Below are 21986 nucleotides of genomic sequence, written 5' to 3'. Positions count from 1 at the left end.
TTTGGGAAACCCGGAGCGTTGCCTCCGGCGGGTTGCTTTTTTGAAAAAAAGCTCCGCAAAAAACGGTCTTCATGCACCCACGCTTCGGTTGATTGCCCTGAAGGGTGATCAAAACGAAGCCTGGAAATCCTTGCATAAGGCCTGTTTGTCAAACGTTTTAAACGGTTGGCCCCCGTCAGGGCCGCCGGAGGCTTTTTTTAACAAACCCGATTCCATGGGAGGGAGGCGTTCATTTTATGCCCGACAGCCCCAAAATAGCGTCTTTGTATGCAGCCCATCTTGGCGGCGCGGAGGTGTCCGATGCCGCCGAGGTGGTGACCAGCGTCGGCATCGACATCGGCACCACCACCACCCAGTGCGTCATCAGCCGCCTGACGGTGAAGAACACGGCGCCGGGGACCCTGGTGCCGCGCATGGAGATCACCGATAAAGAGGTGGTTTACCGCAGCGCCATCCATTTTACCCCCATCACCCACGGGAACCTGGTGGACACAGAGGAGGTGTTTCGCCTGGTGGAGGGTGAGTTTTCCCGTGCCGGGGTGTCGCCTTCGTCCATTGACACCGGCGCGGTGATCATCACCGGAGAGACCGCCAAAAAGGAGAACGCTCGCCGGATCTCCGGCGAGCTGGCCGGGTATGCCGGAGACTTCGTGGTGGCCACGGCCGGGGGAAACCTGGAGTCGATCATTGCCGGGCGAGGGTCCGGGGCCTCGGATTACTCCCGAAACCGTTTCAAGACCGTTGCCAACATTGACATCGGCGGCGGCACGGCCAACATCGGCATCTACCGAAACGGTAAAGCCATCGACAGCTGCTGCATCAATGTGGGTGGTCGGTTGATGCAGGTGGACGCCGCAGAGGGACGGATCCTCCATGTGGCGGAGCCCATGCAGCGGGTTCTGGACGATCTGGGGGTAAGGGCTAAGCCCGGCGATGCCGCTGAGCCCGTTGTCATCGACATCATCTGCCGCCGCATGGCCGAGGTGGTGGCATCGGTCCTCCGGGACCCCGAGCCCCGGGGGCTGGAGGCAGACCTTCTCATGACCGCTCCCCTCCGGCTCGACTACACGGTGGATTGCGTCATGATCTCAGGGGGCGTGGCCGACTCCGCCTACACCTCATCGCCGTGCGACACCCTCTCCGAGATTGCCCGCTACGGGGACATCGGCCCCATGCTGGGGCAGCAGGTGCGTCGGGTGTTCGACGCCGCAGGGGTAGAGCTCATCCGGCCTGCCGAGACGATCCGGGCCACGGTTATTGGTGCCGGATCCCGCACCGTGGATGTGAGCGGCAGCACCATTTCGGCAGACGACACCTTGCTGCCGCTGACGAACATCCCGGTGGTGGTTCCCTTTGCCGAAGGGATCCCGGAGCAGGCCGACGACATCGCCGAGGCGGTCTTCCAAAGCGCAAATCAGTACGAAGAAGAAGAGGCCCCGGAACAGATCGCCGTGGGGATCCGGGGGCAAACTTACCTCAATTATCCGACGGTGCAGTTGCTTGCAAAGGGGATCCTGGGTGGCCTGGCACGGACAGTGCGGGCCGGACTGCCCGTTATTGTTGTGCTGGAGCAGGACAGCGCCAAGGTGCTTGGCCAGAGCCTTCGGGCCCTGAACCCGTCCGCCCGTGTGATCTGCGTGGATCAGCTGGAGGTGGCGGAAGGGGACTACATCGACATCGGCCGCCCCCTTGCCGGGGGGACGGTGGTGCCCGTGGTGATCAAGACCCTGGTGTTTGAAACGCGTCAGGCATAACTCCGGTATTTCATGGGGTCTATCTATAACAACCGTTGGTAGTGACTAACGGCTCGCTTTCCCGTGACGTATTCGTGATAGAAATGTGGTTTGAGTATATTTGAAGGAGACTGATGATGTTTGGAAAAATGGGTCTGCGCGGCAAAATGCTGCTTAGTATTTGTGGGGTGGTGTTGTTATCCTACTCCGTGAGTATCTCGTACATTACTTACAATGCCTCGAAGATGGCCCGTGCCGAGGCGGAGGAGAAGACCCTTGAGATCGCCTCCAACCACGGCCGGATGATCAAGTCGGAGCTGGACCGGGCCATGGACGTGGTCCGCACCGTGGCCCACTCCCTTGAAGGCATCAAAAAAGGCGAAACCGCCCCGGATCGGGGTCAGATCAACGCCATGCTTAAGAACGTGCTGCGCCAGAATCCCGATCTCATAGCCATCGACACCTGCTGGGAGCCCAACGCCCTGGACGGGCGCGACGCCGAGTTCATCGGTGTGCCGGGCCATGACGATACGGGTCGCTTCGTGCCCTACTGGAACCGCGGCAGCGGGACCATCGAGGTGGAGCCCCTGGTGAACTTCGATACCGAGGCCTGGTACCAGGATCCCAAGAGGACGGGACATGAAGTTATCACCGAACCTTACGTCTATCCGGTGGGCGGCAAGGATGTGCTCATGGCCACGGTGGTGGCCCCCATCATGGTGGAGGGGCGGTTTTTAGGCATCGTGGCCGCAGACATCGCCCTGGACACCTTCGGCAAGATGATGGAGAAGGTGAAACCCTTCGGCACGGGATACGGCTACCTGGTTTCCAGCGGGGGCTATATCGTTGCGCACCCCGCCGATGAGTTGGTGGGAAAAAATCTGAGAGAGCTCGTGACGGGAAAGGTCCAGGCGTCACTGCTGAGCGCCCTGGAAGAGGGGCAGGTCTTTGCCGTGGAGCGGAAAACGGTCAAAGACGGCCAGATGACCTTCCAGGTGCTTGCGCCCATTACCGTGGGTAAGACCAATACACCTTGGGCCATCGGCATCGTCGTGCCCCTTGCCAAGGTGATGGAAGGGGCGGTTACGCTCCGGAACACCAGCATCGTCATCGGCCTGGCCGGTTTTCTCCTGCTGGTGGCCGTGGTGTGGTTCATCGCCATTGCCCTGGTGGTGAAACCCATCAACGGCGTGGTGGAGGGCCTTCGCGATATCGCCGAAGGGGAGGGGGATCTCACCCTTCGGCTGCCCGTCAACACCCAGGACGAAATCGGGGAACTTTCCACCTGGTTCAACAGCTTCATTGAAAAACTCCAGCGCATCGTGGGGGACCTGTCCGGCCAGGCAGGTGCCATGGAAGGGGCGTCCGGGGCTCTTCTCGATGTGGCGGGAGATCTTTCCACCCGTGCAGACAATACGTCAGAGCGCGCCACTTCCGTGTCCGGTGCCGCCGAAGAGATGACCTCCAATATCAACGGAGTGGCCGCCTCCATGGAGCAGGCCTCGGCCAACAGCGACATGGTGGCCACCGCTGCCGAGGAGATGACCGCCACCATCGGCGAAGTGGCGAAACAGTCGGAGACGGCGCGACATATCTCGGAGAAAGCCGTTCAACAGGCCGGGGGCGCCTCCACGAAAATGGCCCGTCTCGGTGAAGCCGCCGCCGCCATCGGAAGCGTCACCGAAGCCATCAGCGAGATCTCCGAGCAGACCAACCTGCTGGCCCTGAACGCCACCATCGAGGCGGCCCGGGCAGGGGAAGCGGGCAAGGGATTTGCCGTGGTGGCAGGGGAGATCAAAGCCCTGGCCAACCAGACCGCTGAGGCCACCCGGGACATCAAGGCCCAGGTGGACGGGATCCAGGGAATCACCGGCGAAAGTGTCGACGATATCGAAGAGGTGACCCGGGTGATCTCCGAGGTAAACGACATCGTAGGGACCATCGCCACGGCCGTGGAAGAGCAGTCTGTTGCCACGCGCGAAATCGCGGCGAATATCTCCCAGGCGTCCCAGGGGATTCAGGAGGTCAACGGTATGGTGGCCCAGAGCTCCGGGGTGATCACCGAGATCACCCGGGAAATCTCCGAGGTGAACACCAATGCCGCAGACATCTCTGAAGGAAGCAGGAGGGTCCATGGCAATGCCGAAGAGCTGTCCCAGATGTCCCTTGCCCTGAAGCAGGTGGTGGAAACCTTTAAGATTTAAAAACGTGAGGCGTTGCCGCGGCCGCGGCAAGGTATCTTGGAATGATCCGGGAATGCCCAGGGGGCTGGGCGTTCCCGGTTAATTGCGCGATACGTTGATCATGACTTCCGTGACGAATTTGGAGCTCTTTCGGGTGGTCCAGTAATCGGTGACGTACCGCTCGTATGATTTTTTCCCCAGCACGTAATTGTGCGTTCGGGCCCATTTGCAGATCTTTTCGTAGGTTTCGTTGATGTTTTTATGGGACCCGATGTGGTAACAGGTGATCATCATCTGCCCGCCGAAGGACATTTTTTCGTGTTCTTTGCATTCCTTCAGTGTTTTCTGCATGATCCGGACAGGTTGATGCCTGTTTTTGACCCTGTCCTCAAGCGATGAAAAATTGATCATCACCGGTCCGGTGATTTCGTTGTTCACCTTCTCCACGTAATTGGTGAACTCGATGTTAATGATGGATGCCTCAATGTCGTTGGTGAAGACCTGCTCATGGAACAGGTAGTCCGAGGCCTCCACATACTTGACGGCGACTTCCTGGATGTTGTTGTCGATGACCATTTCGGCTTCTAAGATCAGGTCATGCCAGTCCCTGACGGACTCGTACTGCCTCCGGATTTCTTCCTGGGCTTTTTTCAACTCTTCGATCTTCGCGTTGAAGGAGCGCTTGATGGAGGCGTAGATCCTGCCGCGGGCGTCCACAGTGCCCTCGATGAAATCTTTCATTTCATCAAGCTTGAACCCCATCTGCTTGTAATACTTGATGACGGGGACCGCCAGTAAGGATTCGTTGGAATAATACCGGTAGTTGTTGTTGCAGGAGCGCTCGGATTTGATGAGTCCGATTTTGTCATAGTGCCTGAGCGCCTTTTTGGACACATTGCAGATCTGGCTGACTTCGCCAATGGAATATCTGTCTTTGTACTTCATGAACCATCCTTCTGGCTTGATGAAGGCTCGGGGAATGAACTCATCCCATAAGCCCTGACCCGGACCGGCGTATCCTGCCGTCGGAAACCGATCCCTCCCTTGCATACCCCGTTCAGCATGTCAGCCAACCCAAAAAAAACGGCGATGTTCCTTTTAAAGGTATGCCATGCTGTTATAATCCTGTACATGTTTCCGATGATACAGGCTGCCTGTGTCGGACCGGCGCTGTCCTGAAGGTTCCGAACTCCAACAAAAAACAGGAAACCTTCATATGACGGGGGACACTTTTTGTAGCAAATGATGGAAAAGATGATACCCATGTATCCCTTTTCAGTCAACTGATTGCCGATTTTTAGTGTAAAAAAGGTGGATGTTCCCTTGGGGATGCCCGGCGTTTCCGGAATGGGCCCTTTTTCTCGCTAAAAAAGCCTGTGTCCGGGGTTAAAGACTGTGGAAACCCGGGCTTGTGGTGGGGTGATGCCGCCTTGCCGCCGGGAACAAAGGTGGAGGCATTGCATGGGCCGATGTCCGGAGTTGGTGGGCAAAGGCCCCGATATGGGGAGGCAATGAGCAAATTTTTGGGGAGACGTCACAAAAAAAATGCGGTGACATGACGTGCTGAGGCACCTCTGACATGGACATTCTCTTTATTATACTAGGGTGGCCCGAAGAGATATTTGCCCCTCCCGGACCCCACGGAACGGCTCAATTTTTCGGTAAAAAAGGTTTTGACATTCCCCTTAGGGGCACAGTTATAGTCCTCGAAAAGCTGAAATCCGTGTTGATCATGCAGCAGACGTATGTTTTGCGTGTCCGGGTTTATCCAAAAAAGTTTTGGTTTTTAGGGAGGAAAGTTCATTCATGTTTGAAGCATCAGGTTCACAGAATTTGGCCGCGATGGAGGCCAAAAACAAGATGGCAGCCGATTTTAAGAGAAAGGGCGTGTTGATTGCTCTCTTCTCCGGCTTATGTTACGGATTTTATACTGCTTTTATGACTCTTGGCATGTCCAAGGGGCCTTGGATTGATTGGTATGGCGCAAACACAGCAGGCCTGTCCGCTTTTGCCATCACCTATCTTCTCGGTGCCCTTGGCGCGGCAGTGACTGACTCCTGCAGCGCCTGCTGGTCCATTTTGATCGCCATTATCAGGGGCAAGCTCGGCGACTTTTTCCGTTGCCTGAAAACCAAGCCCGGTGTGGTGATGATGGTAGGCGCTCTTATCGGCGGTCCCTTTGCAAGTACCTGTTATGTTATCGGTCTTCAGAAAGCCGGTTCCATTGTGGTTCCCATCAGCGCCCTGTGCCCCGCCATCGGCGCTATCCTGGCCCGATTCTGGTTCAAGCAGGAGCTTAATGCCCGCATGATGCTGGGTATTGCCATCTGCTTCGGCGCCAGCGTCATGATCGCCTATCCCACCCTCGGTGGCGACGCCCCCGAAGGCATGGCCCTTGGTATCTTCTTCGGTTTCCTTGCCGCTTTCGGCTGGGGTTTTGAAGGGTGCGTCTGCGGTTACGGCACGGCCCTCATCGATTCCGAAGTGGGTATCACCATCCGTCAGGTCACCTCCGGCCTCTCCAACTTCATCATCCTCGTTCCCCTTTTCGGTATGATTTCCGGTGGCGGCAACACCGCCGCGCTGGTGACTGAAGCTGTCACCGACGGATCCATTGTCTGGTTTGCCTGTGCCGGTCTTGCTGCTTACGGCGCCTTCATGTTCTGGTACAAAGGCAACAGCATGTGCGGTGCCGCCCTCGGAATGTCCTGCAACGGCACCTTCTCCTTCTGGGGTCCCTTCTGCTGCTGGGTTGTCCTCGGCATGATCTTCGGTCTCGATGGCTGGGCCATGGCTCCCATCTCCTGGATCGCAGCTGTTGTTATGGTTGCCGGTATCTTTACCATTGCCCTGAACCCCCTGGACCTGCTCAAAGGCAAGGAGGATAAATAAGATGAAACCCCTTAACTACGCGATTCTTAAGTTTTTCACCACGGTTGAAGAGGCGTGTGCCGACGATGTCATGGCCGCTCTCAAGGGTGAATACAGCAACTTCAAGGCCTTCAATAAGCCCGACATGATCGCGGCCATCATGACCGCCGAGGCCAACGGTCTCCTTGAGGAGACCCGTTACGACATGGACGCCAACAACGAGCTGCGCGTCTACTATCGTGCCCACGAGGAAGGGGCGGAGACCATCAACCACTACATCAAGGATTGATGACGCTCTGACGCGCCGGTGGCCTTGGTTCCATCGTCGCGTCGCCGATAGAAGGCTTGAGTTTTCAGCCGGCCCTTAAGGGCCCTGTTCCCATACCATGGGGGCAGGGCCCTTTTTTTTTGTTGTGCGACAGGCGGCTGCGCATCGTTTTTTTACGAAGCGGACAGGGCCGCTGAAAGCGGGTTTGAGGTTGTTGCCTCCGGGGCAGTGGTTTTGTCCCGGGGGAGGGTGCCCCCTGGGTAACGGCTATGATGAAGCAGGGTTTCTTTTTTGCATTTGAAAAATCAGCTTTTTAAGCGCACATGATGGTTTTTGCCCTGGAAAGGGTTTTGCTTTGTGTGAATTATCTTATTTAAAAACAGAGTGTTGGGTTTGGGGCTGTCGGGTTTAAAAACTGGCCGGACCAATTTGCATTTTAGCCTAAAAAACCATTGACTTTCCCCTATGGGGGAAGGGTTAAGGTACTGCCAGCATAGGGCTGAATCGTTCAAAATTAAGGATCAAATCAGGGAAGGGATTTTAATGCGATATTACGGAGAAGAGGCGTTAGGACTCATCGAAACCACGGGCATGGTTCCGGCCATCTACGGCGCCGACCAGATGCTCAAAGCTGCCAATGTTGAATTGATTTCATACGAGAACATCGGCTCCACGCTGGTGACGATTTTTGTGAAGGGCGACGTCGCCGCCGTCAAGGCTTCGGTGGAAGCCGGTGCTGCCGCGGCAAAGGAGATCGGACCCCTTACCGCGCACAACGTCATGCCGCGTCCCATCAGCGCTGTCGGCGACATTGTCTCCGTACACGATGTGGATGCCCAGATCGATGATGCCGAAGACCTTCCCCGGTCCAAGGCCCTGGGCATGGTGGAGACCTTCGGTATCGTGTTTGCCCTTGAAGCGGCGGATGCCATGGTAAAGGCCGCGGATGTGGACCTGCTCGGTTACGAGAACACCGCGTCGGGTTACATCTCCATTCTGGTTTCAGGTGACGTGGGTGCGGTTAAGGCTGCCGTTGAGGCAGGCGAGTCCGCCGTCAAAGAGATGGGCGTCGACCCCCACAGCTCCTGCGTGATCCCCACGCCCCATCCTGCGCTGACAAAAATTACCAGCCAGTACGCCCTCGACAAGCTGCTGCCCTGATTTTGACGGGCTCGGCAGAGGGGACTTTTACGAAAGACGACCATGAAGCAAAGGAGAGGGAGAGACAGCATGACGATCATCGACAATGATTTACTCTCCATCCAGGAAGCACGGATTCTTGCAGAGAATGCGTTTGAAGCACAGAAGAAACTCGCCACCTTTTCCCAGGAGAAGCTGGACGAGATCGTCGAGTGCATGGCGGACGCCGCCCAGGAGCACGCTGAAACGCTTGCCGTGTTGTCCCATGAAGAAACTGATTACGGCTCATGTCAGGACAAAGCCGTCAAGAACCGGTTTGTGTGCGGGTACGCGCGCAAGCATTTGAGGGGCATGCGCTGCGTGGGCGTCATCGGCGAAGACCCTCAGAACCGCATGATGGACATCGGCGTTCCCGTCGGTGTCGTGGTGGCGCTGAGTCCTGCGACCAGCCCGGTTTCAACCACCATCTACACGGCGCTCATTGCCGTAAAGTCCGGCAACGCCGTCGTGTTTTCACCCCATCCCAGGGCGCGCAAGACCATGGGCAAGGTGCTGGACATTCTCATTGAGGCCGCAGAGTCCAAGGGGCTGCCCGAAGGATGCCTGACCTACCTGGGCACGGTGACCGCTTCCGGCACCCGGGAGCTCATGAGGCACAAGGGCACCTCCCTGATCATGAACACCGGGGTGCCGGGGATGCTCAAGACAGCCTACAAGGCCGGGAAACCGGTGATTTACGGGGGTACCGGCAACGGGCCTGCGTTTATCGAACGCACCGCCGACATCACCCGGGCCGTTGCCGACATCATCGCCAGCAAGACCTTTGACAACGGTATCGTGCCGTCTGCCGAACAGTCCATTGTGGTGGACAGCTGCATTGACCGGGACGTCAAGGCAGCACTCCGGGCAAAGGGCGCTTATTTCATGACCGAAGAGGAGACCCGGACCTTTACCGCTCTCTTTTTCCGTCCCGACGGCAAGCTTAACCCCGGGATGGTCGGGGTCTCAGCCAAAACCCTGGCCCATAGGGCAGGGTTTGAGGTCCCGGACGATGTTTCCGTGCTCATGGCAGAGCGAAAATACGTCTCCGACACCGACCCCTTTGCCAGGGAGATGCTCTGCCCCGTGCTGGCCTACTACGTGGAAGACGACTGGATGCACGCCTGTGAAAAGTGCATCGAGCTCCTGGTGACCGAGCGCAACGGCCACACCCTCGTCATCCACTCCAACGACCAGGATGTCATCTGCCAGTTTGCCCTGAAAAAACCCGTGGGCCGGCTGCTTGTGAATACACCGGCTGCCTTCGGCGGCCTGGGGGCCACCACGAACCTGGTCCCCTCCATGACCCTGGGCAGCGGATCGGCAGGGGACGGCATTACCTCGGACAACGTCTCCCCCTTAAACCTGATCTACACCCGCAAGGTGGGCTACGGGGTCAGGCGCATGGAAGAGATCGACAGCGATATCAAGCACGACGATAACCCCGCCCCGGGCACCGTTGCACATGGGGCAGAGGACAATTTAGTGAATATGCAGACCTTCCAGAAGCTACTGGACGAGGCCATCCGAACCATCGGTGGCGCAAAGTAGATACCATTGGAAGAGGATCAGTTATAAGGGAGGAATACTTTTGGATCTTCATGAATTTTCAAGCAAGCTTGCAGAAGCGACTAAGAACCTGACCCCTCAAGAGCGCGCATCGCTCAAAAAGATGTTTGAGGGCATCTCTTCTGAGATCACCAAGGCAGCCCCTGGCGTTGCAGGTATCGCCACAACCCACGGCCCCGGTATTCCCGACGGCCCCACCGCGCGTCATGCCCAGCTGAGGGAGAATTTCCTCAAGCAGGTTCCCTCCATTACCATTCACCGCGCCAAGGTGATGACCCAGATCGCCAAGGAGAACCCCGGTCTTCCCAAGGCCATCCTCCGCGGCATGAGCTTCAAGCGCTGCTGCGAGACTGCGCCCCTGGTCATTCAGGACAACGAACTCATCGTTGGTTCCCCCTGCGGCTCTCCCCGAAGCGGTGCCTTCTCTCCCGACATTGCCTGGCGCTGGGTCCGCGACGAGCTGGACACCATTGGTACCCGTGCCCAGGACCCCTTCTTTATTTCCGAAGAGGACAAAAAGGTTCTGAAAGATGAGATCTTCCCCTTCTGGGAAGGCCAGTCCGTGGACGAATATTGCGAACAGCAGTACCGCGAAGCCGGCATGTGGGAGATCTCCGGTGAGTCTTATGTCACCGACTGCTCCTACCACGCCGTGAACGGCGGGGGTGACTCCAACCCCGGCTACGACGTGATCCTCATGAAAAAGGGGATGCTCGACATCGTCAAGGATGCCGAGGAGAAGCTGGCCGAGCTGGACTACGAGAACCCCGAAGACTTTGACAAGATCTATTTCTACAAGTCCCTGATCCTCACCGCCGAAGGCGTGATGATCTACGCCAAGCGTATCTCCGACTACGCCGCTGAGCTGGCCGCCAAGGCGACCAACCCCCAGCGCAAGGCCGAGCTGCTGAAGATCTCCGAGGTCAACGCACGCGTTCCCGCCCACAAGCCCGAGACCTTCTGGGAAGCCATCCAGGCGGTCTGGACCATCGAGTCCCTCCTGGTGGTGGAAGAGAACCAGACCGGAATGTCCATCGGCCGTGTGGACCAGTACATGTACCCCTTCTTCAAGGCGGACATCGATGCCGGTCGCATGACCGAGTACGAAGCCTTTGACCTGGCCGGTTGTATGCTCATCAAGATGTCCGAGATGATGTGGCTCACCAGCGAAGACGCCTCCAAGTTCTTTGCCGGGTACCAGCCCTTCGTCAACATGTGTGTGGGCGGCGTAACCCGTGACGGCATCGACGCCACCAACGACCTCACCTACCTGCTCATGGACGCTGTGCGTCACGTGCGTGTGTACCAGCCCTCCCTGGCCACCCGTGTCCACAACAGGTCCCCCCACAAGTACCTGAAGAAGATCGTGGATGTTATCCGTTCCGGCATGGGCTTCCCCGCCATCCACTTCGACGACACCCACATCAAGATGATGCTGGCCAAGGGATGCTCCATCGAAGACTCCCGCGACTACTGCCTCATGGGTTGCGTTGAGCCCCAGAAAGCAGGGCGTCTCTACCAGTGGACCTCCACGGCCTACACCCAGTGGCCCATCTGTATCGAGATGGTCCTCAACCACGGTGTGCCCCTCTGGTACGAAAAGCAGGTGTGCCCCGACTACGGCCCCCTGAGCCAGTACGACACCTACGAGAAGTTCGACGCGGCCGTCAAAGAGATGATCAAGCACGTCACCAAGTGGTCCAGCGTGGGCACCGTTATCTCCCAGCGCATCCATCGTGACCTGGCACCCAAGCCCCTCATGTCCATGATGTACGAGGGTTGCATGGATTCCGGCAAGGACGTCTCCGCAGGCGGCGCCATGTATAACTTCGGCCCCGGCGTTATCTGGAGCGGCCTGGCCACCCACGCCGACTCCATGGCTGCCATTAAGAAGCTGGTCTTTGACGACAAGAAGTACACCCTGGAGCAGATGAACGAAGCCCTTAAGGCCGAGTTCAAGGGCTACGATCAGGTGAAGGCCGATTGTCTTGCCGCTCCCAAGTTCGGCAACGACGACGACTACGCCGACCTCATCGCCGCCGACCTCGTCAGCTTCACCGAGCAGGAGCACCGCAAGTACAAGACCCTCTACTCTGTCTTGAGCCACGGGACCCTGTCCATCTCCAACAACACGCCCTTCGGCCAGCTCCTGGGAGCCTCCGCCAACGGCCGTGATGCGTGGATGCCCCTTTCAGACGGCATCAGCCCCACCCAGGGCGCCGACTTCAAGGGCCCCACCGCCATCATCAAGTCCGTGTCCAAGATGTCCAACGACAGCATGAACATCGGCATGGTGCACAACTTCAAGCTGATGAGCGGCCTGCTGGACACCCCCGAAGGGGAGAACGGTGTCATCACCCTGATCCGTACCGCCTGCATGCTGGGCAACGGGGAGATGCAGTTCAACTACCTCGACAACGAGACCCTGCTGGAAGCCCAGAAGACGCCTGAGAAGTACCGCGATCTCGTGGTCCGCGTGGCTGGCTACAGCGCCTTCTTCGTGGAACTCTGCAAGGATGTTCAGGACGAGATCATCAGCAGGACCATGTTGCACGAGATCTAAGGGGATCACACCGAGACTGACAGACACATAGGGATTTTTAGCACCATGAGCAGCACAGGCGGAACCATGATTGAACGAAAAGCACTGATATTCAACATCCAGAAATACAACATGTATGACGGGCCCGGCGTAAGGACCATCGTGTTCTTCAAAGGGTGTCCCCTGCGCTGCAAGTGGTGCTCGAATCCCGAAAGTCAGAAGAAGAAACACCAGGTCCTGTTTAAGGAGAGCCTGTGTGTCAACTGCGGGGCATGTGTCTCGGTGTGCCCCACCGGTGTCCACAGGCTCTCCCCGGACACCGGGGCCCACGAGTTCGTCAAGGGCAGCGAGTGCATCGGGTGCCGCAAGTGTGAAGAGGCCTGCCTTCAGTCCGCCCTCTCCGTTGTCGGGGATGTGAAAACGATTTCGGAGCTGCTGGAGATCGTGGAGGAGGACCGCTCCTTTTACGAGATGTCCGGTGGCGGCCTGACCTTAGGGGGAGGCGAGGCCCTGATGCAGCCGGATGCCGCGGCCAACCTGATGATGGTCTGCAAGCAGGTGGGCATCAACACCGCCATCGAGACCTGCGGTTACGCCAAGCCCGAGGCCCTCATGAAGGTGGCCGAATTCACGGACCTTTTTCTCTTTGACATGAAGCACATGGACTCCGATCGCCACCATGAACTGACCGGGGTCCGCAACGAGATGATTTTAAGCAACCTGAAAACCCTGCTGGACAACCGGCACAACGTCCAGATCCGGATGCCGCTGCTCAAGGGCGTCAACGACAGCGAAGGGGAGATTCGCGCCCTCATCGATTTTCTGATGCCGTACCGGGATTACAAGAACTTCAAAGGCATTGACCTGCTCCCCTACCATAAGATGGGGGTCAACAAATACAAGCAGCTGGGTTGGGATTATCCCATCCAGGGAGATCCGAGCCTCTCCGACGCAGATCTGGACCGTATTGAATCGTGGATTAAGAACTCAGATTTTCCGGTGACCGTGGTGAGACACTGAAAAACGGTCCCATGGATGGATATTTTATACAAGGTTGGTAACAGGAACGTGCGCAAATACATGAAAGGGTTGAAAAACACATGAAAAAACTGATTTGTGCGGATGATATCGAAAAGCTGGTGAAGCAGGGGGAGACCACCCTTTGCGTCGAACCGGGGATGATTTTGACCCCGTCGGCAAAAGACGCCGCAAAAGCCGCCAAGCTGACGCTGTGCGAGGGCAAGACCGAAGCCGAGTGCGTCGCGTGCAAGGCCCAGGCACCTGAGTGCGCCGCCGCAGGTGACGCCGCCGCCCCGGAAGAAGAGGGCGAGATCAGCTGTGAGACAATCTACGGGGCCCTTAAAGCCATGATGAACAAAGGGCTTTTGAACGGCATCATGACCGACGGCACCGCCGCCTCCGAACCCTACTGCGCCGAAACCGGCGGCGGGGTCAAGCTGGTCCGCGGCAAGTCCGTGGCCATGGAAGTCCTCGACACCGGAACGCCCGATGCCAAGGCCTGCTTCCGTGAGGTCGTCGGCGGTGACGACGGCTCCCATATGGGTGCCGGGTTCCTTGAGATCGACGCCTCCCGCTTTGAGTGGGTGATGGAAGGGTACGAAGAGATCGACTACGTCATCGAAGGGACCCTCACCGTGAGCATCGACAACCGGACCTTCACCGCCAAGGCCGGGGATGTGTTCTTTGTCCCCTCCGGCGCCAAGGTCGTCTGGGGCTCCCCCGACAAGGCCAAGGTCTTTTTCGCCACCTACGTCGTAGAGTAGAGGGGGTAAGCCATGAAGGCACACGGAGTCATGAAGCTAAACGGCAGGGCATTGGGGATCATCGAGACCGTGGGTCTTGTCCCCGCCATCGAGGCCGGTGACGTGGCGGTGAAGACCGCCGATGTCTCCATTCTCGGTTCCCAGGCCGTGGGTGGGGGCCTTGTCTCCATCCTGATGACCGGTGACGTCTCTGCCGTCAAGGCGTCGGTGGACGCCGGAAGCACGGCGGCCGCGCGTCTTGGGGAGGTTCTCTCCATCACCGTGATCGCCCGCACCGCAGAAGGCCTGGACGGCATTTTGATTGAAGAGGCCAAGCGGCCCACCTGCGTTCCCGAGCGCAAGGCCCCCGAGGCCGAGGAACCGGAGATCATCCTTGAACCCGAGGTTGAACCGGAACCGGAGCCCGCGGCACTGCCCGATGCGGCGACACCCGACCTCACCGACAGCCCCAGCCCTGCAGATGAGGGCGGAGCCGAGGATGCCCTGACCGTTGACATGGCAGACCTGAAAAAACTGAAAGTGACCAAACTGCGGCGCCTCGCCCGGCAGATCCCCACCTTTTCCATCCCGAGGGGTGAGATCAAGTATGCCAAGAAGAAAGATCTTCTTGAGGCGTTTGTTCAATACATGAAGACATTAGAGAAGTAAGAGAGGACGTAAGATGGTAGATAAGGATTTGCTCTCAATTCAGGAGACCCGAGCCCTGGTCCGTGCGGCACGCGCTGCGCAGCCCGTTCTTGAACGGGCCGGTCAGGAACGCGTGGACGCCCTTGTGGAGGCCATTGCCAAAGTGGGTGCCGAGATGGCTGAAGAGCTGGGCAAGATGGCCAGCGAAGAGACCGGTTTCGGTAAGTGGCAGGACAAGAAGCAGAAGAACATCCTCGCCTCCGAAAAGCTGGTGAGCTACTACCGCGGCGTCAAGACCGTGGGGATCATCAACGAGGACACCGAGAACAAGATCGTTGAGATCGCTGCTCCCATGGGTGTGATCGCGGGCCTCATCCCCTCCACCAACCCCACGAGCACCACGCTCTACAAGGCCATCATCTCCCTTAAGAGCGCCAACGGCATCGTGTTCTCTCCTCACCCCAGCGCGGTGAAGTGCATCACGGCCACCGTCAACATGATCCGCGGCGTCCTCAAGGCCATGGATCTTCCCGAGGACCTCGTGGGCGTCATCAGCGTTCCCACCCTCCAGGGCACCGATGAACTGATGAAGATCTCCGACATGATCCTGGCCACCGGCGGCAACGCCATGGTCAAGGCGGCTTACAGCTCCGGCACCCCCGCCCTGGGCGTGGGCTCCGGCAACGTGCCCGCCTTCATCGAGCGCAGCGCCGACGTGGACGTGGCCGTCCAGAAGATCTTTGCCTCCAAGACCTTTGACAACGGCACCGTATGCGCCTCCGAGCAGGCCATCGTCACCGAAGCCTGCATTGCAGACAAGGTAAAAGCCAGCGTCATCGCCCAGGGCGGCTACTTCCTGGAAGGGGAGAACCTTGCCAAGGTTAAGCGCGTCATGGAACGCCCCAACGGCTCCATGAACCCCGCCATCGTAGGCCGCTGCGCAGCCGACATCGCCAAGGTGGCCGGCATCGACGTGCCCGCCGGCACCACCATGCTGCTCTGCGACGAGCCCGGCGTGGGACCCAAATTCCCCTTCTCCAAAGAGAAGCTCACCGCCCTCCTCGGTTTCTACGTGGTCAACGACTGGCAGGAAGCCTGCGAGCTCTGCTACAAGCTCCTCCACAACGGCGGCCTGGGCCACTCCATGGGCATCCACTCCAACAACGAGACCGTGATCCGTGAGTTCGCGCTGAAGAAGCCCGTCTCCCGTTTCCTGGTGAACACCCCCACCACCCAGGGCGCCGTGGGCATCTCCACCAACATGGCTCCCTCCTTCACCCTCGGGTGCGGGACCGTGGGCGGCAGCGCTACTTCCGAGAACGTCGGTCCCCAGCAGCTCTTCAACATTCGTCGCATGGCCTACGGCCTGGACGACGCCGCTGCAACCACCTGCAACGCCTCCACCGAGAGCGTGGACGTGCAGGCCGTGACCAACATGATCATGGAGCAGCTCAAAAAGATGAGCGGCACTGTTTAATTGCAAGACAAGGTCGCCTTTGCCGGCGGCCTGAACCAAACACGATGTTGCACCGGGGCCCTTCAGGTCTTTACGCGGGGCCCCGGCGACAGATAGTCACAGATACTTTATTTTTAGGAGAAAAGAATCATGAGTTCACAGAATGCACTTGGAATGATCGAAACCCGAGGTCTCGTAGGCGCAGTAGAAGCAGCAGATGCCATGGTAAAAGCTGCCAACGTTACCCTCATCGGCCGCAGCCAGGTGGGTGCCGGTCTCGTGACCGTGATGGTCCGAGGTGACGTAGGCGCCGTCAAGGCAGCCACCGACGCCGGTGCCGCAGCCGCCGACCGCGTGGGCGAGCTGGTCAGCGTACACGTCATTCCCCGTCCCCACGGTGAAGTGGAGCTGATTCTCCCCAAAATTGAAGGATAATAAGCCATGAAAGTCATATCGGAAACCTATCTGAGGGAGATCTTCAGAAAGGACGTTCCTGAGACTTTCAAGCTGGAGGAGGGTCAGATCCTGACCCCCTCCGCATCCCAGCTTCTCGGTGAGAAGGGGGTCAAGGTCGTCAGGGGGGAAGAAGCGTCATGCGCCTCGCAGCCCGAGGCCGCCCCGGAGAAAACAGAGGCGGAAGGGAAAACCGGCCCGACATACGTGTCGGCCGTTGACGGCAGCTTCTACGACACAAAGCCCGAGCACATGACCCAGCTCACGGGTAACCGCCTGGTCCCCAAGGACCATCCGCGCATTGTGTTCAGGGGCCGTCTCGATACCTGCCAGGGGGAGATTCTCCTGCTGCAGGCCAAAGCCCACGATGCCGGTAAAAAGGCATTGGTGGCGGATCTCGCTGAGATCCTTGAGTGGACCCGCGACATCATGCGCCGCGATGTCCTGGACACCCCCATGCCGGACAAGCCCATCATTGGGCTTACCGACGGGGAGCTCCGGGCCCACTCCCACAACCCCAAAAAATACTACGGGGTGGGTCACCTTCTCCCCACGTACGACATGGGGGAGATGATTCTGAAGCTCAACCGCCTGCGAGCCCTGGTTCGTGAGTTGGAGGTGTCGGCCGTCAGCGTGCTCAAAGAGTCCTTTCAGCTGGGCACACCCGACATGGTCCAGGCCCTGAACCGCATGAGCAGCGCCATTTATATCATGATGCTCAAAGACAAGGGCGGCATGTACACCTAGGAGATCCGATGCAACAGACTATCGTAGAAGACATTATCAAGAAGGTCATGGACCAGATGGGAGAGACCCCGGCGGAAAAGGCGGCGGCGTCCTGCGACGCAGCCATCCCCGTGGAGCTCTCCGGTCGCCATGTCCATCTGTGTGAAGAAGATATCAAAGAGCTGTTCGGCGGCCCCCTGACCCACGTCAAGGAGCTCTCCCAGCCGGGTCAGTATCTCTGCAAGGAGCGGGTTCGCCTTATCGGTCCCAGCGGCGTCATCGACAACGTGGCGGTCTTAGGGCCCGCCCGACCCAAGAGCCAGGTGGAGCTCTCCCTCACCGACGCTCGTATCCTCGGGATCAAGGCCCCGGTTCGCCAGTCCGGCGACGTGGCCGGTACCCCGGGCGTCGTCCTCACCTCCGGCAGCGGCCTTGCCGGGTTGGAAGAGGGGGTGATCGTTGCAGCCCGTCACATCCACATGTCCCCTGGGGACGCGGCCCGTTTCGGCGTGTCCGACAACCAGAAGGTGGATGTCCACATGGACGGCTCCCGCCCTGCGGTGTTCAAGGATGTCATCGTGCGGGTGAACAAGGACTTCCGACTGGCAATGCACATCGACTTTGACGAAGCCAACAGCTGCGGCCTGGGCAAAAACGCCCGGGGCAGGATCGTGGGCGTCACCCAGGAGGCGTAATGCTGGACTTTTCATCCGTGGATCGGCTCATCGCCGATCTGGAAACGTGCCTCGACACCACGCGGGAGGTCTCTCCCACCGAAGAGCTCCTGGTGGGGGTGGACTTGGGTACCGCCTTCATCGTGCTGGTCGTCATGAACAGCAAGAGGGAGCCGGTGGCCTGTGCCATGGAGTTCGCTCAGGTCATCAAAGACGGCCTGGTGGTGGACTACATGGGCGCCATGACCGTGGTCAGGCGTCTCAAGGCCCAGCTGGAGGAACGCCTCGGACGGGAACTGGAGAAGGCGGCCATTGCCGTGCCTCCCGGGACCGGCGAGTCGGACTGCAAGACCCACGGCTATGTGGTGGAAGGTGCGGGGATGGAAGTGACCAACCTGCTGGACGAGCCCACGGCGGCCAACGCCGTGTTGGGGGTTGAAGACGGTGTCATCGTGGACATCGGCGGCGGCACCACCGGCCTCTCCATCCTGGAGAAGGGCAAGGTGGTCTACGTGGCCGACGAAGCCACAGGCGGAACCCATCTCTCCCTGGTCCTCTCCGGCGCTTACAAGGTGAGCTTCGAAGAGGCCGAGGAGATCAAACGGGACTACGGGCGGCACAAGGAGATCTTTGCTGCGGTCCGTCCCGTGATCCAGAAGATGGCCACCATCGTGAAAGGGCACATCGAGGGGCGGAACATAAAATCCGTTTACCTTGTGGGCGGCACCTGCTGCCTTACGGACATGGAGACCGTGTTTGAAAAAGAGCTCGGGATCCCTGTGTACAAACCTGCCAACCCCTTTCTCGTGACCCCCATGGGCATTGCCCTGAGCTCGGTACCACAGGGCGAATAGGAGAGACACCATGGATGTGGAAGCACTGGTAAAAGCCATCGCCGCCGAGGTCCTCAAGCAGATCGGCGGTGGTGACGAGGCACCCAGGGTACTCATCATCGGTGAGAAGACCTGTCCCAAGTGCCAGGCTGCCGAAAAGCGGCTGGGCGACGGGCACGCCTTTCTCTACCCGGATGAAGACCCGGGCCCCAAGGAGAGCCTGCGGCGCATCGTGCCGTATCTTTCCATCCGCCACATGGCGGACATGGCCGCGGGCAAGGCCGAGGGACCCCTGATGGAAAAGGTCCTCACCGCTCTTCTGGCCGGTCACCCGGTGGAGGTGATGGAGTTTGAATACAAGCGGTACGCCGACACCGCCCCCGAAGGCCTCATGCGGCTCTTCGAGGGACAGGAGGCGGCACTGGCCTCCTTCGGCCTGTCCGCCATGGATATGACGAAACGCGACACCGTTCGGATCAGGAAACCCCTGGTGACCGAAGCGGACGTGGCAGAGGCTGGCCGCAGGGGTGCAACGGAGCTTTGGCTTCCCGCGGACGCCCAGGTCACCCCCCTTGCCGTGGAGAGCGCCAAGGAACTCGGCATCACCCTTACCCGGGGATAACAACCAAAGGGCCATGGCCACTGGGCCGGACCCAACCCTTACGAGGCGACCAGGATGATCGTTGGAAAAGTGATCGGCAATGTGTGGGCCACACGAAAAGAAGACGGCTTAAGCGGCATGAAACTCATGGTGGTCAGGCGCCTGGACGCCTGCACCAACGAAGATCTCGACTCCCTGGTGGCCGTTGACTTCATCGGTGCGGGGATCGGAGACCGGGTCCTCGTGACCACCGGCAGCTCCGCCCGCAACGCAGGCTCCATTTCAGATGCGCCCGTGGATGCCACCATCGTCGGCATCATCGACGAGGTCGAGGTTCAGGAGGGGATGTAAGGGCCATGGATTCCCTGGGCATCATAGAGAGCCGAAGCATCGCCGCCGGTGCGGTCCTTGCCGATATCATGTTCAAGGCCGCGGAGGTGACTCTCCTCAAGGCGGGCACCATCTGCTCCGGCCGCTACATGATCCATGTGGGCGGAGACCGGGCGGCCGTGGCCGCCTCGGTGACGGCCGCCGAAGCCGCTGGCTATGCCCTGGCCGGAAGCTACACAATCGGGGGCGTTTCGCCCCAGGTGCTCCAGGCCCTCAAAAGGGGCCTGGCCGTGCAGGGACAGGGTGCCATCGGCGTGGTGGAATGCCGCACCGCTTCATCGGGCATCGCCGCAGCCGATGAGGCCGTAAAGCGATCTGCCGTGGAGCTGGCCCGCATCGTCACCGGGCAGGGCATCAACGGGAAGTCCTACTTTGTCCTGACGGGCGATGTGGCGTCGGTCCGGGAAGCCGTGGACGCGGCGCGGGAGTCCCTGGGCAAGGCCCTTGTGGAGGCGGTGGTGATTCCGTCCCCCGACACCTCGGTGGTCAACGCCCTGGTGAAGCGCCCGTAACGGGCCAATCGTTTGATTTTTTAAAACCATATAACCATCGCTCGGGGCGCGCTTGAAGCCCTCGGGCGGTACCAAGTGATCAACTTGAAACCACCGTCGCTGCTCTTTTGATTTCCGGTACGGCATCACAGGCAACGCTCAGCCAACGGCGGTATGTTGCAAGCGGATCTATATAATAAGGTAGAACGCAACATTTTTTAAAAGCAGGATACCTACTTTTTTAAAAAAGGAGATACGCACAATGAAAGCATTGGGAATGGTAGAAACCAAAGGTCTTGTGGGCGCCATCGAAGCAGCGGACGCCATGGTTAAAGCAGCCAACGTAGAGCTGGTAGGTCGTGAGCAGGTTGGTTCCGGTCTTGTCACCGCCCTGGTACGCGGAGACGTAGGCGCCGTCAAGGCAGCCACCGACGCCGGTGCAGCCGCCGCCGACCGTGTGGGCGAGCTCGTGAGTGTTCACGTGATTCCCCGTCCCCACTCAGAGGTGGAGCTCATCCTCCCCAAGAAGCAGGAAGCATAAATCGCCCGTGACCGGCGGTGTGGGGAACTCCCATGCCGCCGGCGGCAGGGTCCCGATTCGTGGCTTTTCGTTCAACAAGGGGCGCACGCGCCTTTGATGGGACGACGAACCAGGCACCGGGACACCCACGACCTGAGTTATCCTATACACCACACCGAAGAAAAAAGGAGTCCGAGCATGGATATCAATGAAAAAGTCCTTGAAGAGCTGATCCGAAAAGTGGTCACCGAGCAGATGGGTGGCGCCAAGGCACCGGCCTTTCAAAAAGTCGTGGACAAAGAAAGCGGTGTGCTCTGCGTGAAGACCGAAACCGTCAAGCCTGAGCCCTTTGACACGGGCAAAGCCGGAGACAAAGTCCTTCTCACCGACATCGTGACCCTGGACGAGAGCCCCCGCCTCGGCTGCGGCATCATGGAGATGGAGGCCACCTCCTTTGACTGGACCCTCAAGTACGATGAGGTGGACTACATCATTGACGGCACCCTGGAGATCGTCATCGACGGCCGCAAGGTGGTGGGCAACAAAGGGGACATCATCTTCATCCCCAAAAACACCTCCATCGCCTTCAGCGTTCCCGAGTCCGCACGCTTCATGTACGTTACCTATCCCGCCGACTGGGAATCGCAGTAACCGGAGGACGCAGCATTGACACAATTTAACGGACGCACCCAGATCTGCTACGGCGAAAACGCCATCAACACCCTGGAAAAGCTCAAGGGCAAACATGCCTTTATCGTCACCGACGCCTTCATGGTGAAGATCGGCTTTGCCGATCGCATCATCAGCGGGCTGGAGCGCGCCAATATCACCAGCAGCGTGTATGACAAGGTGGAGCCCGACCCTCCCTGGAGACCGTGCGTGAGGGCACGGTCAAACTCCTGGCCGACGGTGCGGACATGATCATTGCCCTGGGGGGCGGTTCCTCCATCGACGCGGCCAAGGCCATCATGTACTTCGCCCACAAGGCGGACCCGGCCAAGGGCAAGCCCCAGCTTGTGGTGATCCCCACCACCAGCGGCACCGGCTCCGAGGTGACGGCGGTCACCGTGGTCACCGACACCGAGC

21 protein-coding genes and 1 pseudogene are annotated in these 21986 nt (G+C 59.1%); 21 read left to right on the top strand and 1 reads right to left on the bottom strand.

The genetic code is table 11. From position 1 onward, the window contains the following. The first annotated feature begins 236 nt into the window (after positions 1-236). Entirely contained in the window at positions 237-1754 is a 1518-nt protein-coding gene (locus tag ACOYW0_RS00315) for an ethanolamine ammonia-lyase reactivating factor EutA (RefSeq protein ID WP_482416624.1), read from the top strand. Between the two features lie 113 nt (positions 1755-1867). After that, the gene (locus ACOYW0_RS00310; protein WP_482416623.1) at positions 1868-3937 is read left to right on the top strand and encodes a methyl-accepting chemotaxis protein; all 2070 of its coding nucleotides are present in this window, start codon (positions 1868-1870) and stop codon (positions 3935-3937) included. Between the two features lie 78 nt (positions 3938-4015). Here the strand turns inward: ACOYW0_RS00310 and ACOYW0_RS00305 are convergent, their stop codons facing one another. Continuing rightward, positions 4016-4861, bottom strand: coding sequence for a choline utilization transcriptional activator (locus tag ACOYW0_RS00305; protein WP_482416622.1), 846 nt, complete (start codon positions 4859-4861; stop codon positions 4016-4018). A 1101-nt stretch (positions 4862-5962) separates the two neighbouring features. Between ACOYW0_RS00305 and ACOYW0_RS00300 the strand changes: the two genes are divergently transcribed. From ACOYW0_RS00300 to ACOYW0_RS00210, 19 genes and pseudogenes are all read left to right on the top strand, one after another. Continuing rightward, on the top strand, positions 5963-6808 hold the full coding sequence (locus ACOYW0_RS00300) for a hypothetical protein (protein WP_482416621.1): 846 nt from the start codon (positions 5963-5965) through the stop codon (positions 6806-6808). Position 6809: 1 nt separating this feature from the next. Then, positions 6810-7076: a hypothetical protein gene (locus ACOYW0_RS00295; RefSeq protein ID WP_482416620.1), complete on the top strand. Its 267-nt coding sequence runs from the start codon at positions 6810-6812 to the stop codon at positions 7074-7076. Positions 7077-7598: 522 nt separating this feature from the next. After that, the gene (locus ACOYW0_RS00290; RefSeq protein ID WP_180141160.1) at positions 7599-8216 is read left to right on the top strand and encodes a BMC domain-containing protein; all 618 of its coding nucleotides are present in this window, start codon (positions 7599-7601) and stop codon (positions 8214-8216) included. 69 nt (positions 8217-8285) lie between these two features. Next, on the top strand, positions 8286-9785 hold the full coding sequence (locus ACOYW0_RS00285; RefSeq protein ID WP_482416619.1) for an aldehyde dehydrogenase family protein: 1500 nt from the start codon (positions 8286-8288) through the stop codon (positions 9783-9785). A 40-nt stretch (positions 9786-9825) separates the two neighbouring features. After that, positions 9826-12366, top strand: a complete 2541-nt coding sequence (gene cutC / locus ACOYW0_RS00280; protein WP_482416618.1) for a choline trimethylamine-lyase — start codon at positions 9826-9828, stop codon at positions 12364-12366. A gap of 66 nt (positions 12367-12432) precedes the next feature. Then, positions 12433-13365 carry a choline TMA-lyase-activating enzyme gene (cutD, locus tag ACOYW0_RS00275; protein ID WP_482416617.1) on the top strand — a complete coding sequence of 311 codons (933 nt, stop codon included), beginning with the start codon at positions 12433-12435 and terminating at the stop codon, positions 13363-13365. Positions 13366-13445: 80 nt separating this feature from the next. Further along, positions 13446-14129 carry a cupin domain-containing protein gene (locus tag ACOYW0_RS00270; protein ID WP_482416616.1) on the top strand — a complete coding sequence of 228 codons (684 nt, stop codon included), beginning with the start codon at positions 13446-13448 and terminating at the stop codon, positions 14127-14129. Positions 14130-14141: 12 nt separating this feature from the next. Beyond that, entirely contained in the window at positions 14142-14777 is a 636-nt protein-coding gene (locus tag ACOYW0_RS00265; RefSeq protein WP_482416615.1) for a BMC domain-containing protein, read from the top strand. A 13-nt stretch (positions 14778-14790) separates the two neighbouring features. Next, positions 14791-16233, top strand: a complete 1443-nt coding sequence (locus tag ACOYW0_RS00260) for an acetaldehyde dehydrogenase (acetylating) (protein WP_180141170.1) — start codon at positions 14791-14793, stop codon at positions 16231-16233. 129 nt (positions 16234-16362) lie between these two features. Continuing rightward, entirely contained in the window at positions 16363-16647 is a 285-nt protein-coding gene (gene eutM, locus ACOYW0_RS00255; RefSeq protein ID WP_092215742.1) for an ethanolamine utilization microcompartment protein EutM, read from the top strand. Between the two features lie 6 nt (positions 16648-16653). Further along, complete coding sequence (locus ACOYW0_RS00250; protein WP_482416614.1) at positions 16654-17412, top strand: hypothetical protein; 759 nt, start codon at positions 16654-16656, stop codon at positions 17410-17412. Between the two features lie 8 nt (positions 17413-17420). Continuing rightward, positions 17421-18086, top strand: coding sequence for a phosphate propanoyltransferase (locus tag ACOYW0_RS00245; protein ID WP_180141174.1), 666 nt, complete (start codon positions 17421-17423; stop codon positions 18084-18086). Further along, the gene (gene eutJ / locus ACOYW0_RS00240; protein WP_180141176.1) at positions 18086-18919 is read left to right on the top strand and encodes an ethanolamine utilization protein EutJ; all 834 of its coding nucleotides are present in this window, start codon (positions 18086-18088) and stop codon (positions 18917-18919) included. The genes ACOYW0_RS00245 and eutJ overlap by 1 nt, the downstream gene beginning before the upstream one ends. A 10-nt stretch (positions 18920-18929) precedes the next feature. Further along, positions 18930-19520 (top strand): hypothetical protein, encoded by a 591-nt coding sequence (locus ACOYW0_RS00235; protein WP_482416613.1) that lies wholly within the window; start codon positions 18930-18932, stop codon positions 19518-19520. A 54-nt stretch (positions 19521-19574) separates the two neighbouring features. After that, positions 19575-19850 carry a EutN/CcmL family microcompartment protein gene (locus ACOYW0_RS00230; RefSeq protein ID WP_482416612.1) on the top strand — a complete coding sequence of 92 codons (276 nt, stop codon included), beginning with the start codon at positions 19575-19577 and terminating at the stop codon, positions 19848-19850. Positions 19851-19855: 5 nt separating this feature from the next. Next, a complete protein-coding gene (locus tag ACOYW0_RS00225; protein ID WP_482416611.1) occupies positions 19856-20401 on the top strand; it encodes a BMC domain-containing protein in 546 nt (181 codons plus the stop codon). Between the two features lie 241 nt (positions 20402-20642). Next, entirely contained in the window at positions 20643-20921 is a 279-nt protein-coding gene (gene eutM, locus ACOYW0_RS00220; RefSeq protein WP_180141182.1) for an ethanolamine utilization microcompartment protein EutM, read from the top strand. Between the two features lie 177 nt (positions 20922-21098). Further along, positions 21099-21551 carry a cupin domain-containing protein gene (locus ACOYW0_RS00215; RefSeq protein ID WP_482416610.1) on the top strand — a complete coding sequence of 151 codons (453 nt, stop codon included), beginning with the start codon at positions 21099-21101 and terminating at the stop codon, positions 21549-21551. 15 nt (positions 21552-21566) lie between these two features. Continuing rightward, positions 21567-21985 (top strand): annotated as a pseudogene (locus ACOYW0_RS00210) (iron-containing alcohol dehydrogenase); the annotation flags it as partial. Position 21986 lies beyond the last annotated feature (1 nt).

The sequence above is a fragment of the Desulfoluna sp. HI9BLuna genome (assembly GCF_056829775.1).
This window is presented reverse-complemented; position numbering and strand designations above follow the sequence as displayed.